Origin of the sequence: Arenimonas malthae CC-JY-1, assembly GCF_000747075.1 — a bacterium.
GTDB lineage: Bacteria > Pseudomonadota > Gammaproteobacteria > Xanthomonadales > Xanthomonadaceae > Arenimonas > Arenimonas malthae.
The window spans coordinates 1-13869 of sequence record NZ_AVCH01000211.1 but is presented as its reverse complement, the minus strand read 5'-3'; the positions used below and the strand labels follow the sequence as shown (position 1 = coordinate 13869).

The following is a 13869-nucleotide window of genomic DNA, read 5'->3' as shown; positions in this document are numbered from 1 at the left end:
CGCGGCGGCCACCCAGCCCTGTACCTGCGCCGCGTAGTCGGCGAGCGTGGTCGCGGCCAGGCCGGCCGGTGCGGGCCGCAGATCCGGCGCCAGCGCGTCCCAGCCCGCCGCCGCGAACACCCGGCACCACGCCGCCCATTCCCAGCCGCCACCACCGGCGCCGTGCACGAACACGGCGCCGCACGTCCGCTCAGACAAGCCGCGCGTCCAGCGTGACCGGGATGCCCAGCACCTTGGAGATCACGCAGTTTTCCTTGGCATCGTTGGCGATCGCGGCGAACTGGTCGGCGCCGATGCCGGGCACCGAAGCCGTCACCGTGAGGTGCACGCCGGTGACATGCGGGCCCGGCGTGGTTTCCATCTGCACGTCGGCGCGGGTGTCGATGCGGGTGGCGACGTGGCCGGCGTTCTGCAGGATGAAACCCAATGCCATCGAGTAGCAGCCCGCATGCGCGGCCGCCAGCAGCTCCTCGGGGTTGGTGCCCTTCTCTTCGCCGAAGCGGGTGTTGAACGAATAGCGGGTGCCTTCGAACAGGCCGCTCTGGGGCGTGCTCATGCGGCCCTGGCCGGACTTGAGGTCGCCCTCCCAGTGGGCGGTGGCGTGGCGCTTGAATCCCATGGTCGTGCTCCCGTGGACGGCCGCGGCGCGGCCGGGGCGCCAGTGTACGCCGGTGCGCATTGGCCGCCTGCCGATCCGGCCGTTACCATGGGCCCATGAAACTCCAGGTCCCCTTCCTCCAGCTGCCGGTGTCCTTCGATGCCGACGCGCTGGCGCACGAAATCGCCCGGGTCGACGAATCGCACTGGCGCCCGCACCCGAACAATCTGCCGGGCAACAGCGCGCTCACCCTGGTGGCCACGAACGGCGAACCCGACAACGACGACCTGGCCGGCGAAATGCGCCCGACCCCGGTGCTCGGGCAACTCCCGCGGGTAAAGGAAGTGCTGTCCGCGCTCGGCGCCACCTGGGGCCGCTCGCGCCTGATGCGCCTGTCCGGCCAGGCCGAGGTGACCGCGCACGTGGACACCAACTACTACTGGCGCGAACGCATGCGCGTGCACGTGCCGATCACCACCACGCCCGACGTGCGTTTCCAGGCCGGCGAGGCCGAGATCAACATGGCCGCCGGCGAATGCTGGATCTTCGACACCTGGCGCCGGCACCGGGTGGTGAACGAAAACAACCGCACCCGCATCCACCTGGTGGCCGACACCGTCGGTGGCGCCGGCTTCTGGGACCTGGTGGCGCAGGGCCGCCCCGCCGGCCGCGTGATCCCGGGCTGGCAGCCGCGCCCGGTACCGCTGCCCGGCCGCGGCGACGTGGCCATCGATTTCGAAAGCGTCAACGCGCCGGTGGTGATGACGCCCTGGGAGGTGCGCGAGCACTTCGTGTTCCTGCTCGGCGAATGCGTGCCCAACCCGCGCCTGGCGGTGGTGCAGCAGGGCCTGCTGGATTTCGCCCGGCGCTGGCACGGCCTGTGGTCGGCTTTCGGCGAGCGCGAGGCGGGCTGGCCGCGCTACCGCGCCCTGCTCGCCCAGGGCCGCGCCGATGCGCTGGCCCGCGGTGCCGGCGAGATTGGCCTGCGCAATGAAGTGGCCCTGATGCACATGCTCGACATGCTGGTGTTCGGCGTGGCGCTGTCCGACGACGCCGGGCCCAACCTGGTGATGCGCAGGGACGTGCACGGCGACGCCCCGGCCCAGGCCGCGGCCGCCGCGCCCAAGCGCCGCGCCGCCAGCGAGGCCAGCTTCGACCGCCCGGTGTTCATCGTCAGCCCGCCGCGCTCGGGCTCGACGCTGCTGTTCGAAACCCTGGTGGGCGCGCCCGGCGTGTTCACCATCGGCGACGAGAGCCACGCCCTGATCGAAGGCGTGCCGGGCCTGGCGCCCGCGCAGCGCGGCCACGAGTCCAACCGCCTGCTCGCCGAAGACGCCACGCCCGGGATCGCCGCGCAGCTGCGCCAGCGTTTCTTCGACGCCCTGCGCGACCGCGAGGGCCACGCCCCCGGCGACGCCCCGGTGCGCCTGCTGGAAAAAACCCCGAAGAACGCCCTGCGCATCCCGTTCCTGAAGGCGGTGTTCCCCGGCGCGCGCTTCATCTACCTGCACCGCGACCCGCGCCAGGTGCTGGCGAGCATGATCGAAGGCTGGAATTCCGGGCGCTTCGTCATGTACCCCAACCTGCCCGGCTGGCAGGGCCTGCCCTGGTCCTTCCTGCTCACGCCCGGCTGGCGCGAGCTCTCCGGCAAGCCGCTGGCCGACATCGTGGCGGCGCAGTGGGACACCGCCACCCGGGTGCTGCTGGGCGACCTGCAGGCCCTGGGCCGCGACGACTGGACGGCGGTGGACCACGACGCCTTCCTGGCCGACCCGCAGGCCACCGTGGAGCGCCTGGGCGCCTGGGCCGGCTGGGGTTGGGACCGCGACCTGGGCGGCGTGCTGCCGCTGTCACGCTATACGCTCAGCACGCCGGCGCCGGACAAGTGGCGCAAGCACGCCGACGCCATCGAACCGCGCCTGGCGGCCATCCGCGACACCGTCGAACGCGCCGCGCGCGCGGCCCGCTGAGCCCGCCCGCCCCCGCCAGTTGACCCGGGCGGCCGGCGGTGGAAGGCTAGGTGCCCCGGCTGCGGCCGGGTTTCCGCCATGACCGACGCGCGGTCGCGCGAAAACGACCGAAGGCAGCGCCATCGCGCCGCCGACCATGACGGCCTATCCACCCTCTTCAAGGGAGAGACGGCCTCATGTCCTACACCACCGAAACCATCCGCAACGTGGCCCTGGCAGGCCACCCGGGCGCCGGCAAAACCACCCTCTTCGAAGCCCTGTTGCATGCCGGCGGCGCGATCCAGGCGGCAGGCAGCCTCGAACGCGGCACCACGGTGTCCGACTTCGACCCGATGGAGAAGGCGCGCGGGCATTCGCTCAACACCGCCATCGCCAGCACCGACCACGCCGGCATCCACGTCAACCTGATCGACACCCCCGGTTACGCCGATTTCCGCGGCCCGACGCTCTCGGCCTTTTCCGCGGTGGAAACCGTGGCCGTGGTGGTCAACGCCGCCACCGGCGTGGAATACGGCACGCGCCGGATGATGGAGTACGCCCGCGCGCGCAACCTGTGCCGCGTGCTGGTGGTGAACAAGATCGACATCGACCCGGGCCACCTGCCCGCGCTGCTGGAAGAGCTGCGCGAGGCCTTCGGCCCCGAGTGCCTGCCCATCAACCTGCCCGCCGGGAAAGGCACGCGGGTGGTGGACTGCTTCTTCAACCCCGGCGGCGAATCCGACCTGGGCCCGGTGGCGGAGGCGCACCAGCGCATCGTCGACCAGGTGGTCGAGATCAACGAGCAGGTGATGGAGCGCTACCTCGAGGTCGGCGAGGAGGGCCTGAGCGGCCAGGCCCTGCACGATGCCTTCGAACAATGCCTGCGCGAAGGCCACCTGGTGCCGGTGTGTTTCGTGTCGGCGCGCACCGGCGCCGGCGTGAAGGAATTGCTGGACCTGGCGGAGAAACTCTTCCCCAACCCGCTGGAAGGCAACCCGCCGCCCTTCGAGAAGAACGGCCAGCCCATCACCGCCACGCCCAATCCGTCGGCGCACGTGATCGCCGACGTCTTCAAGATCATCAACGACCCCTTCGTGGGCAAGCTCAGCGTATTCCGCGTGTTCCAGGGCACCGTGCGCAAGGACGGGCAGCTGTTCATCGACGACGGCCGCAAGCCGTTCAAGGTGGGCCACCTGTTCAGGCTGCAGGGCAAGGAACACGTGGAGATCGCGCAGGCCATCCCGGGCGACATCGCCGCGGTGGCCAAGGTGGACGAGATCCACTTCGACGCCGTGCTGCACGACAGCCACGACGAGGACGACATCCGCCTGCGGCCGCTGGAGTTCCCGCGGCCCATGTTCGGCCTGGCCATCGAGGCCGCCACCCGCGGCCAGGAGCAGAAGCTGGCCACGGCCCTGCACCGGCTGGCCGAGGAGGACCCGGGTTTCCACGTCGAGCACAACGGCGAGCTCAACGAAACCGTCATCCGCGGCCTGGGCGAACTGCACCTGCGGGTGATGCTCGAACGCATCCGCGAGCGCTACGGCGTGGACGTGGTGACCCGGCCGCCGCGCATCGCCTACCGCGAAACCATCGCCGCGCCGGCCGAGGGCCACCACCGGCACAAGAAGCAGACCGGCGGCGCCGGCCAGTTCGGCGAAGTGTTCCTGCGCATCGAGCCGCTCGAACGGGGCCGCGGCTTCGAGTTCGTGGACGCGGTGAAGGGCGGCACCATCCCGGGCCAGTTCATCCCGGCGGTGGAAAAAGGCGTGCGCCAGGTGCTGCACGGCGGCGCCATCGCCGGCTACCAGCTGCAGGACGTGCGCGTGACCGTGTACGACGGCAAGTACCACAGCGTCGATTCCAAGGAAGTGGCCTTCGTGGCCGCCGGCAAGAAGGCCTTCCTGGACGCGGTGCTCAAGGCCCGGCCGCAGGTGCTCGAGCCCATCGTCGACCTCACCGTGAGCGTGCCCGAGGCGCACATGGGCGACATCACCGGCCAGCTCGCGGGAAAACGCGCGCGCATCCACGGCACCGACGCCGGCCGCGGCGGCGAGATCGTGGTCAAGGCGCAGGTGCCGCTGTCGGAACTGGGCGACTACGCGGCGGAGCTGAAGGGCGCCACCGCCGGCCGCGGTCGCTACGACCTGGAGTTCAGCCACTACGAACCGGTGCCCCCGCAGGTGCAGAAGCAGCTCGTCGAAGCCTACAAACCCCGCCACGACGAGGACTGACCCGTCATTCGTAGCTGAGCTCGGCGCTGCGGCCCCAGAACACGCGGTACACGTACACCGTGTAGATGCCGATCATCGGCAGCGTCACCGCGGCGCCGACCAGCATGATCAGCAGCGACTCGGGCGCGGCGGCGGCCTGCCACAGCGTCATGCGGTCCATCACCAGGTAGGGGAACAGGCTGTAGGCCAGGCCCGCGAAGGCCAGCACGAACAGCAGCACCGCCGCCGCGAACGGCAGCCAGTCGCGCGTCGTCTCGCCCTTGCGCAGGCGGCGGAGGGCGCCTTCCGCGGCGGCGAACACCAGCGCCGTCAGCACGGGGATCGGCAGCAGGAAGAACAGGTTCGGCAGCGCGAACCATTTCGCGAAGATGCGCGGGCTGACCCAGGGCGTGGCCACCGACACCGCCGCGATGCCCAGGCCCGTCAGCCACAGGCTGGCGTAGGCCCAGCGCAGCGCCTTCGCGCGCAGCTTGCCCTCGGCCTTGAGCACCAGCCAGCCGGCGCCCAGCAGGGCATAACCCGCCACCAGGCACAGGCCGATGAACACGGCGAACAGCGTGCCGACCAGGTCGTCGCGGAAACCCAGCACGTAGCTGCCCAGCATGTAACCCTGCGAAAACGCCGCCAGCACCGAACCGGCCCAGAACGCGCCGTTCCACAGCGGCTTGTGCGCCGCGCGCGCCTTCACCCGGAAGTCGAAGGCCACGCCGCGCAGGATCAGGCCGACCAGCATGGCCGCCACCGGCAGGTACAGCGCGCCCAGGATGACGCCGTGCGCCATCGGGAAAGCCACCAGCAGCAGGCCCACGCCCAGCACCAGCCAGGTTTCGTTGGCGTCCCAGAACGGGCCGATCGAGGCGATCATGCGGTCCTTGTCGGCGTCGCCGGCGCCGCGCAGCAGGATGCCCACGCCCAGGTCGTAACCGTCGAGCACCACGTACAGCAGCATCGCCACGGCCATCAGGGCCGTGAACACCAGCGGCAGGGTCGTTTCCATCTCAGGCCTCCTGCAGGCCGGCCACGGCCGGGCGGTGGTCGGGTTTGCCGCGGTGGCGGGCCAGGTAGAACAGCACCGAGACATAGCTCGCCAGCAGGCCCGCGTAGAGCAGCAGGTAGGCCGTGAGGCTGATGCCGATCACCGGCGCCGGCGTGGCGGAGATGGCGTCCACGGTGCGCAGCACGCCGGTCACCAGCCAGGGCTGGCGGCCGATTTCGGTCACGTACCAGCCGGCCAGCGTGGCCACCCAGCCGGAGAAGGTCATGGCCAGCAGCGCGCGCGCCTGCCATGTCGTGGGCTCGCCGCCGCGGCGCAGGCGCCAGGCGGTCCACCACGAGACCAGCAGCATCAGCGTGCCCACGCCCACCATCACCCGGAAGCCCCAGAACACCGGCGCCACCGGCGGGTGTTCGCCGGGGAAGGAGTCGAGGCCCTTGATCTCGCCATTGGGGTCGTGGGTGAGGATCAGGCTGGCCAGCTTGGGGATGCCGATGGCGTAGTCGTTGCTGCGCGTTTCCTCGTTCGGAATCGCGAAGACCAGCGCCGGCGCGCCCTTCTCGTCCTGCCACACGCCTTCCATCGCGGCCACCTTGGCCGGCTGGTGCTCGAGCGTGTTCAGGCCGTGCAGGTCGCCCAGGAAGATCTGCACCGGGATCAGCACCGCCGCCACCAGCACGCCCGCGCGCAGCGCGCCGCGCACGTCGCCGCCGCGATCCCCGCGTAGCCAGCGATAGGCCGACAGCCCGGCCACCAGGAAGGCCGCGGTCAGGCCCGAGGCCAGCAGCATGTGGAAGAAGCGGTAGGGGAAGGACGGATTGAAGATGACCGCGAACCAGTCGGTGGCGTGCGCCTGGCCGTTGATCATTTCGAAGCCGGCCGGCGTCTGCATCCAGGAGTTGAGCGCCAGTATCCAGAAGGCCGAGAAGGTGGTGCCGCCGGCCACCAGCACCGTGGCCAGGGTATGCATGCGCTCGCCCACCCGCTTGCGCCCGAACAGCATGATGCCCAGGAAGCTGGCCTCCAGGAAAAACGCCGTCAGCACTTCATAGGCCAGCAGCGGCCCGGCGATGTTGCCCACCGTTTCCATGAAGCCCGGCCAGTTGGTGCCGAACTGGAAGCTCATGGTGATGCCGCTCACCACGCCCAGGGCGAAGGTGAGCGCGAACACCTTCACCCAGAAGTAGTACGCGTCCAGCCAGTGCGGCTGGCCGGTGCGCAGGTAGCGCAGCTTGAAGAACAGCAGGAACCAGCCCAGCGCGATGGTGATGGTCGGGAACAGGATGTGGAAGCTGATGTTGGCCGCGAACTGGATGCGCGCCAGCAGGGCCGGGTCGAGTTCGTTCACGAGGCTTTCTCCTCGTTGGCCGGGGCGGCGCCGCGCATCTTTTCGGTGAACTGCAGCAGCGCGGTGGCCTTGGCGCCCAGCGACATCAGCTTCTCGAGCGTGGACGGCGAAAGCTTGCGCACTTCGGCGAACCATTCGGTGAGCTGCTCGATCAGGTCGTGCATCTCGCGCATGCGGGCCTGGGCGTGGCGCTCCTCGGGCGACTCGGGCGTTTCCAGCAGCGCGTCGCGCAGCATCGACAAGGTCGGGTCCACCTCGCGCCGCTGCCGTTCCTCGGCCAGGGTCTTGAAGATGGCCCAGACGTCGTCGGGCGCGGTGTAGAAGTCGCGGCGGTCGCCGGGCCGGTGGCTCAGGCGCACCAGGCGCCAGGACGAGAGTTCCTTCAGCCCCATGCTCACGTTCGAGCGGCTGACCCCGAGCTTGTCGGTGATTTCGTCGGCCGTCAGCGGCTGGGCCGATATGAACAGCAGGGCGTAGATCTGCCCCACCGTGCGGTTGATGCCCCATCGGCTGCCCATTTCACCGAAATGCAGCACGAAGGATTGGCTGAGCGGGGGGAGGTCCATGTCGCCATCCGAAGTTTCAGAAATTTCTGAAACATTAAATGACACAGGTCAAACCAACGCAAGTGGCCCGGGCCGGCTGTTCAGCCAGCCATCACCGGCTTCAGTTGGCGAAGCGGTAGCTGAACTTCACCAGCAACTGCTCGGCGTCGCGCAGGGAGGTGGCGTCGCCGAGCAGTTCGGCCAGCGGCCGGCTGCCGTCTTCCACCGCCAGGCCGCCGCGGCCGTAGACCACGTACAGGTCCGACAGCGGCGCCACTTCGAAGCGGTAGCGCACCTGGAAGCCGAGGTTTTGCAGGGTGAAGTCGGGCACGGGGTCGTTGCTGGCCACCGGCTCGCCGTCGGGCGCCACGCGCCAGGCCTGGCGCAGGCGGGCGTCGAGCGCGATCGCCTCGAGCTTCACGCGCAGCTCCTGGCGCCGCCCCAGCTGCCACTGCAGGTTGGCGCCGATGCGCGCGGTGTCGGCCCGGAAGCTGCCCAGCAGGTTGCCGCCGCGCCAGAGCAGCCAGTCCGGCTGGTGCTGCAGGCCGAAGCCGCCCTGCAGGGCCAGGTTGTCGCCCAGGTGCAGGGTGGGTTCGAACTGCAGTTCCAGGCCCAGGCTGCGGGCGCCGTCCAGGCCCTCGGCGGTGGCGCGGGCGTAGCCGTACAGCGACCAGTCGCCGCGCTGCGGGCGCGAGCGCTCCCAGAACAGGTAGAGCTTCTCGGGCACGCGCACCACGCCGTTGCCGCGGGTGATGCGGTCGTCGTGGCCGGGCGTGAACCCGGCCAGGTCCCAGAACTCGCTGCCGCCGTCGCGCAGCTCGGCGTAACGCTGCACGGCCGCGGCCTCGGCGATGGCCAGGCCGCCGTCGTTGCGGCGCACCGAGGCGGCCCAGCGCGTTTCGTAGGAGGCGTAGCGCGAGCCTTCCGGCGGTGCGTCCTCGCGGCGGGCCAGTTCGTAGCGCACGTAGTTGAAGTCGTTGCGGTCGACGTAGCCGATGTCGTTGAGCTCGAGCCCGTCGCCCAGGTGCAGCAGGTAGAGCTGCTGGCGCCAGCCGTTGCCCAAGGCCTGGTCGATGCGGGACTGGAAGCCGAGGTCGTCGCGGCGCTCGCCGGCCTGGGTCACCGAGGACACGACGAGCTGGGAGCGGATGGTCCAGGTGTCGTCCGGCGTCCACAGGTGGTCGGTGGAATACACGGTGGCGACGCGGTCCAGGAAGGGCCGGTCCACGCGCGTGAGCATGCCGCCCAGGTCGTGCGCGCCGAAATCGCGGGTGGCGCGCAGGGCCAGGAAATCGCGGCCGGCGTCGCCGTCCTCGGTGGCCGCCAGCAGGCCGTAGCGCACCTGGCCCAGGCTGCCGTTGAGCTTCACGGCGGCCGCCACGTCGCCGGCGCCGGAACCGTCGTCGGCCGGCGCGCCGATGCGGCGGGTGTAGAGCAGGCGGCTGTTGCCGGCGCCGAAGGGCACGTCGAACAGGCCCTGGTTTTCGGTGAAGAAGGGGCGCTTGTCGCCGAAGAAACTCTCCACCGCGCCGAAGTTCACCACCAGGTCGTCGCTTTCCACCTGGCCGAAGTCGGGGTTGAGGGTGGCCGACAGCTGGAACTGGCCGCTGGGCTTCCAGAACAGGTCGGCGCCGGCGTCGACATCGGTGTCGCCGGTGATCCGGTCGTCCACCGCCACCACGTAGGGCGTGACCGCCAGCAGGGCCTGCTCGTAGTGCGGCACTTCGACGCGGGCGAAGTCGGACAGGAAACGCGGCCGCTGGTAGCTGGCCGCCGGCCAGGCGATGCGTTCGCCGGTGTGCGCCACCACGCGGTCGAGGTAGATGCCGAGCGTGCGCGTGCCGTTCTCCGGCTTGGCCATCGGCGCCACGTGCCAGGGCACCAGCACTTCGGCGTACCAGGCCTCGTCGTCCTGCGAGGTGGCGTGGTGCCAGTGGCCGTCCCAGTCGTCGTTGAAGTTGCGCTCGCTGGTGATCACCTCGTCGGCGATGCCGCCCGGCAGGCTCACCACGAAGTCGTAGCCGGTGCGGCCGTCGCCGTCGAAGTCCACCATCACGTTGATGCGGTCGAGCTGGCCCATCTGGTCGCGGCGCGTACGCTGCTGGCTGCGCGGCACGCCGGCCGGCTGCACGTTGCGGAACGCCACCGCCAGTCCGTTCGGCGTGGCCTTGATCCAGGCCTCGGTGCGCAGGCTGCCCGGCTCGCCGGTGAGCGGCTGCACCTGAGTGAATTCGGTGACGTGCCGGGCGCCGTCCCATTCGCCGGGCGACAGCACGCCGTCCACGACCACCGCGGACGCCAGCGACGGCAGCGCGGCGCAGGCCAGCGCGAACAGGGGGATTGCAGGCTTCATGCGGGCACCGTGGGCGGGAGGCCCGGGCATTCTGGGTGGTGGCCCCGGCGACGCCGAGGCCCATTGGTCATGCCGCGCCGGGCGGCCTCAGGCCTTCTTGCGGCCCTTCTTCGGCTGCAGCATGGTCCCGGTGCACCCGGGCGAACCGCAGCGGCAGGCCCAGAGCTTCTTGAGCTTTTCGGTGTGCGGCTCGGCCAGCACGATGCCGTAGTTGTAGGTCAGCTCCTCGCCGGCGGCGATGTCGCGCATGGCCTCGATGTAGATACGGTCCTTGCGCTTCTTGCCGGTGTCGCTTTCCTCGAACACCGCCTCGCAGTTCGGCTCGCAGCTGTGGTTGATCCAGCGCGCGACGTTGCCGTCGACGTTGGCGTCGATCACGTACTTGTCGTTGAGCGTGAACAGGAAGGTATGGCCGGTGTCCGGGTCGTCGGCATAAACGCGGTCGGCGTCCTCGTGCGTGCGCAGCAGGCCCTTGTAGCGCACCACCCGTTCGCCCTTGGCAATGTCCGCGGTGGCGAAGACGCCGTTGCCGTGGATGGCGGAGCGGCGGGCTTCGATCTTCTTGGGCATGGGGCGTTCCGTGGCGCGAGGGGGCGGCCATTGTCGCCAATCCGCGCGCGCCGCGCAGCCCCGGCTTATGCTGTGCGCAACCAGGGGAGGCGAACGATGGACCCGGCGAACAGTTGGAGCGAGGAAAAGCAGTCGGCCTGGCTGTACCGGGCCCTGGCGAAGGCCGAGCGCGACCCGCGCATCGCCGCGCTGTTCGATTCGCTGGCCGACGCCGCCGACGAGCAGGCGGGCACCTGGGAAAAAGCCGCGGCCAACGCCGGCCAGGCCCTGCCCCTGCCCTTCGAACCCACGCCGCGCGCCCGGCTGGTGGCCGCGCTGGCGCGGCGCCTGGGCCCGCGCCGGGTGAAGCCCGCGCTGGCGGCGCTGAAGGTGCGCGGCCTCTCGGCCTACACCGCGGCGCTGGGCGGCCACCTGCTGCCCACCGACCTGGCCCAGGTGGGGCTGAGCCACCGCACCGTGGGCGGCGGCAACCTGCGCGCGGCCATCTTCGGCGTCAACGACGGCCTGGTATCGAACGCCAGCCTGATCCTGGGCGTCGTGGGCGCCCAGGCCGGCACCGGCACCGTGCTGGCCACCGGCATCGCCGGCCTGCTGGCGGGCGCGCTGTCGATGGCCGCCGGCGAATACGTTTCGGTGCGCTCCCAGCGGGAGCTGTTCGAATACCAGATCGGCCTCGAGGCCGACGAGCTCAAGCAATACCCGGAGGCCGAGGCCGAAGAGCTGGCGCTGATCTACATCGCCCGCGGCATGCCGGCGGAACAGGCGCGCAGCTTCGCCCACCAGCTGGTGCAGAACCCCAAGCAGGCGCTGGACGTGCTGGCGCGCGAGGAGCTGGGCCTCAACCCCGAGGACCTGGGCTCGCCGATCGGCGCGGCGGTGTTTTCCTTCAGCGCCTTCACGGTGGGCGCGCTGGTGCCGCTGGTGCCCTTCTTCGCCGGCAGCGCGCTGCCGCAGGCGGCGTACTGGGGCACGGGCCTGGCCGCGGCCGGCCTGTTCGGCACCGGCGCGGCCATGAGCCTGTTCTCGGGCCGGAACCCGTGGATGGGCGGCCTGCGCATGCTGGGCATCGGCGCGCTGGCGGGGGCCACGGTGTTCCTGATCGGCCGGCTGATCGGCGTGGACGTGGCCTGAGACAGGCTTCACGCCGCGTGGATTGAGCCCGGCGGGGCCAAAGCGTACAATTTCGGTCCTGATTGGACCCGCCAGGCCGACGCCATGCTTCGCGTCACCAAGCTCACCGACTACGCCACCGTCATCCTGGTCGCCCTGGCCGAGGCGCCCGGGCGCGTGCATTCGTCGGCCGAACTGGCCGAGCGGGCCCGGCTGGAGCCGCCCACGGTGGCCAAGGTGCTCAAGCCCCTGGCCCATGCCGGCCTGGTGGAAAGTTTCCGCGGCGCGACCGGCGGCTACCGCCTGGCCCGCCCCGCCCACGCCATCCCGCTGATCGCCATCGTCGAAGCCATGGAAGGCCCGCTGGGCATGACCGAGTGCTCCGGCGAACACTCCACCTGCGAACTCGAACCGCATTGCGGCGTGCAGACGCACTGGCGCCGCATCAACGACGTGATCGCCGAGGCGCTCGGCGGCATCACCCTGGCCGAGATGCTGCCGCCCGCCGCGGCGCGCAAGGCCATTCCCATGACGCTGGCCAACGCGCCGGCCGGAGGCTGACATGGCCACCCAGAACGAACAGATCCACCAGCAGCTCTCGCGCCGCTACGACGCGGGTTTCGTCACCGACATCGAATCCGACACCTTCCCGCCGGGCCTGGACGAAGACGTCATCCGCGCGCTCTCGGCCCGCAAGGAAGAGCCGGAGTGGATGACCGAATGGCGCCTGGCCGCCTACCGCCACTTCCTGACCATGACGCCGCCGGAGTGGGCCAAGCTCGAGATCGGCCCGATCGACCTGCAGGCCCTGAGCTACTTCAGCGCGCCCAAGGGCCCGAAGTACAAGTCGCTGGCCGAGGTGCCGCAGGAGCTGCTCGACACCTACGACAAGCTCGGCGTGCCGCTGCACGAGCGCGCCAAGCTCGCCGGCGTCGCCGTGGACGCGGTGTTCGACTCGGTGTCGGTCGGCACCACGTTCCGCAAGGAGCTGGCCGAGAAGGGCGTGATCTTCTGCTCCATGTCCGAGGCCATCAAGGAACACCCCGAGCTGGTGCGCCAGTACCTGGGCAGCGTGGTGCCGGTGGGCGACAACTACTTCGCCGCGCTCAATTCCGCCGTGTTCTCCGACGGCTCGTTCGTGTTCATCCCCCGGGGCGTGCGCTGCCCGATGGAGCTGAGCACCTACTTCCGCATCAACGCCGGCCACACCGGCCAGTTCGAGCGCACCCTGATCATCTGCGAGGACAAGGGCCACGTGTCCTACCTCGAGGGCTGCACCGCGCCGCAGCGCGACGAGAACCAGCTGCACGCCGCGGTCGTGGAACTGGTGGCGCTGGAAGACGCCGAGATCAAGTACTCCACGGTGCAGAACTGGTACCCGGGCGACGAGAACGGCGTGGGCGGCATCTACAACTTCGTGACCAAGCGCGGCGAGTGCCGCGGCGCGCGCTCGAAGATCTCCTGGACGCAGGTGGAAACCGGCTCGGCCATCACCTGGAAGTACCCCAGCTGCGTGCTGCGCGGGGACGATTCGGTGGGCGAGTTCTATTCGGTGGCGCTCACCCACCACCGCCAGCAGGCCGACACCGGCACCAAGATGATCCACCTGGGCCGCAACACCAAGTCCAAGATCATCTCCAAGGGCATCAGCGCCGGCCGCGGCCAGAACACCTACCGCGGCCTGGTGAAGATGGAGAAGACCGCCGCCGGCGCCCGCAACTACACCCAGTGCGACAGCCTGCTGATCGGCAAGCAGTGCGGCGCGCACACCTTCCCCTACATCGAGGTCAAGCATCCGACGGCGACCGTCGAGCACGAGGCCACCACCTCGAAGATCAGCGACGACCAGCTGTTCTACTGCCGCAGCCGCGGCATCGGCGAGGAGGACGCGGTGTCGATGATCGTCGACGGCTTCTGCAAGCAGGTGTTCCGCGAGCTGCCGATGGAATTCGCGGTGGAAGCCAAGAAGCTGCTCGAAGTCTCGCTGGAAGGCGCCGTCGGCTGACGGGCGCCCCCTCCCCAACCCTCCCCCGCAGGCGGGGGAGGGAGAAATGCCTCAGGAAACCAACATGCTGAAGATCGAAAACCTCCACGCCAGCGTCGCCGGCAAGGAAATCCTCAAGGGCCTCTCGCTCGAGGTGAAGCCGGGCCAGGTGCACGCCATCATG

12 protein-coding genes and 1 pseudogene are annotated in these 13869 nt (G+C 70.1%); 6 read left to right on the top strand and 7 right to left on the bottom strand.

The window, feature by feature from the left end:
* The coding region (locus N790_RS16200; RefSeq protein WP_211252007.1) for a hypothetical protein at positions 1-198 on the bottom strand (198 nt) is incomplete at its 3' end.
* Positions 191-619, bottom strand: a complete 429-nt coding sequence (locus tag N790_RS14205; RefSeq protein ID WP_043805322.1) for an OsmC family protein — start codon at positions 617-619, stop codon at positions 191-193. The genes N790_RS16200 and N790_RS14205, both read right to left, overlap by 8 nt.
* A gap of 95 nt (positions 620-714) precedes the next feature.
* Between N790_RS14205 and N790_RS15410 the strand changes: the two genes are divergently transcribed.
* Entirely contained in the window at positions 715-2568 is a 1854-nt protein-coding gene (locus tag N790_RS15410; protein ID WP_052385986.1) for a sulfotransferase, read from the top strand.
* A gap of 176 nt (positions 2569-2744) precedes the next feature.
* On the top strand, positions 2745-4781 hold the full coding sequence (gene fusA, locus N790_RS14195; RefSeq protein WP_043805318.1) for an elongation factor G: 2037 nt from the start codon (positions 2745-2747) through the stop codon (positions 4779-4781).
* A gap of 4 nt (positions 4782-4785) precedes the next feature.
* Here the strand turns inward: fusA and N790_RS14190 are convergent, their stop codons facing one another.
* The 5 genes from N790_RS14190 to N790_RS14170 form a co-directional block, all read right to left on the bottom strand.
* Entirely contained in the window at positions 4786-5778 is a 993-nt protein-coding gene (locus N790_RS14190) for a cytochrome d ubiquinol oxidase subunit II (protein WP_043805317.1), read from the bottom strand.
* A 1-nt stretch (position 5779) separates the two neighbouring features.
* Positions 5780-7123 carry a cytochrome ubiquinol oxidase subunit I gene (locus tag N790_RS14185; protein WP_043805315.1) on the bottom strand — a complete coding sequence of 448 codons (1344 nt, stop codon included), beginning with the start codon at positions 7121-7123 and terminating at the stop codon, positions 5780-5782.
* On the bottom strand, positions 7120-7689 hold the full coding sequence (locus N790_RS14180) for a GbsR/MarR family transcriptional regulator (RefSeq protein ID WP_043805314.1): 570 nt from the start codon (positions 7687-7689) through the stop codon (positions 7120-7122). The genes N790_RS14185 and N790_RS14180 overlap by 4 nt, the downstream gene beginning before the upstream one ends.
* Before the next feature lie 100 nt (positions 7690-7789).
* Complete coding sequence (locus tag N790_RS14175; RefSeq protein ID WP_043805312.1) at positions 7790-10021, bottom strand: DUF5916 domain-containing protein; 2232 nt, start codon at positions 10019-10021, stop codon at positions 7790-7792.
* Positions 10022-10108: 87 nt separating this feature from the next.
* Entirely contained in the window at positions 10109-10591 is a 483-nt protein-coding gene (locus tag N790_RS14170; RefSeq protein WP_043805311.1) for an SET domain-containing protein, read from the bottom strand.
* A 96-nt stretch (positions 10592-10687) separates the two neighbouring features.
* Here N790_RS14170 and N790_RS14165 point away from each other — a divergent pair, with 96 nt between their 5' ends.
* From N790_RS14165 to sufC, 4 genes and pseudogenes are all read left to right on the top strand, one after another.
* Entirely contained in the window at positions 10688-11722 is a 1035-nt protein-coding gene (locus tag N790_RS14165) for a VIT1/CCC1 transporter family protein (RefSeq protein ID WP_043805309.1), read from the top strand.
* A gap of 84 nt (positions 11723-11806) precedes the next feature.
* Positions 11807-12262 (top strand): SUF system Fe-S cluster assembly regulator, encoded by a 456-nt coding sequence (locus tag N790_RS14160; protein WP_043805308.1) that lies wholly within the window; start codon positions 11807-11809, stop codon positions 12260-12262.
* Between the two features lies 1 nt (position 12263).
* Positions 12264-13706, top strand: coding sequence for a Fe-S cluster assembly protein SufB (gene sufB / locus N790_RS14155; protein ID WP_043805306.1), 1443 nt, complete (start codon positions 12264-12266; stop codon positions 13704-13706).
* Between the two features lie 64 nt (positions 13707-13770).
* A pseudogene (gene sufC / locus N790_RS16195) lies at positions 13771-13869 on the top strand (Fe-S cluster assembly ATPase SufC); the annotation flags it as partial.

Coding starts and splice junctions, on each gene's coding strand:
- N790_RS14205 (WP_043805322.1), bottom strand. CDS start 619: ATGGGATTCAAGCGCCACGCCACCGCCCACTGGGAGGGCGACCTCAAG.
- N790_RS15410 (WP_052385986.1), top strand. CDS start 715: ATGAAACTCCAGGTCCCCTTCCTCCAGCTGCCGGTGTCCTTCGATGCC.
- fusA (WP_043805318.1), top strand. CDS start 2,745: ATGTCCTACACCACCGAAACCATCCGCAACGTGGCCCTGGCAGGCCAC.
- N790_RS14190 (WP_043805317.1), bottom strand. CDS start 5,778: ATGGAAACGACCCTGCCGCTGGTGTTCACGGCCCTGATGGCCGTGGCG.
- N790_RS14180 (WP_043805314.1), bottom strand. CDS start 7,689: ATGGACCTCCCCCCGCTCAGCCAATCCTTCGTGCTGCATTTCGGTGAA.
- N790_RS14175 (WP_043805312.1), bottom strand. CDS start 10,021: ATGAAGCCTGCAATCCCCCTGTTCGCGCTGGCCTGCGCCGCGCTGCCG.
- N790_RS14170 (WP_043805311.1), bottom strand. CDS start 10,591: ATGCCCAAGAAGATCGAAGCCCGCCGCTCCGCCATCCACGGCAACGGC.
- N790_RS14165 (WP_043805309.1), top strand. CDS start 10,688: ATGGACCCGGCGAACAGTTGGAGCGAGGAAAAGCAGTCGGCCTGGCTG.
- N790_RS14160 (WP_043805308.1), top strand. CDS start 11,807: ATGCTTCGCGTCACCAAGCTCACCGACTACGCCACCGTCATCCTGGTC.
- sufB (WP_043805306.1), top strand. CDS start 12,264: ATGGCCACCCAGAACGAACAGATCCACCAGCAGCTCTCGCGCCGCTAC.